Annotated in this window: 1 protein-coding gene; it reads left to right on the plus strand. The window is 62.3% G+C overall.

Features of this window, described 5'->3' with window-relative positions; genetic code table 11:
* Positions 1-181: 181 nt before the first annotated feature.
* Positions 182-337, plus strand: a complete 156-nt coding sequence (locus ASG67_RS18420; protein ID WP_082543504.1) for an extensin family protein — start codon at positions 182-184, stop codon at positions 335-337.
* Positions 338-506 lie beyond the last annotated feature (169 nt).

Here is a 506-nt window from a genome sequence, read left to right on the forward strand (position 1 = left end):
TGGCGATGGAGCATCGGCGTCCCGATATGGGAGGGGTATCCAGTTCGGATCACCAAGTCGTAGACAAGCCTGAAATCTGATCTATCTGGTCATGGATCACCTGTCGGTCGAACGTCACGCCGACCCCTGCGAACGCCGCCTCCCATGCCGCTACGTTCTCATCGAACGCTAAGGGCCGATCATGAGTGACACGTCAGGCGAGGAACAGCTACTCGAGTTCCTCTATGCCTGCCGCAACGTCGTGGGGTCGCCGCGCAACAGCGGCCGCCGGTCGGGCCACGCACAGGCCAATGCGGTGGATGTCGGCGGCCTGACGCTGAAGGACGGTCGCCGATGAGGGAACTCGACAACGCCGAGAAGCAGGAGGTCGGGCGGTGGGCCAATAACCGGGCAAGCTGGATCAGTTGCAGGCCAACTGGACCGAAAAGGCGGAACTGGCCCTGTCGACAATCTCGATCCGCTGGCGCTGGAACGCTAAGGGCCGATCATGAGTGACACGTCAGGCG

The organism is Sphingomonas sp. Leaf339 (assembly GCF_001426195.1).
Taxonomy (GTDB): Bacteria; Pseudomonadota; Alphaproteobacteria; order Sphingomonadales; family Sphingomonadaceae; genus Sphingomonas.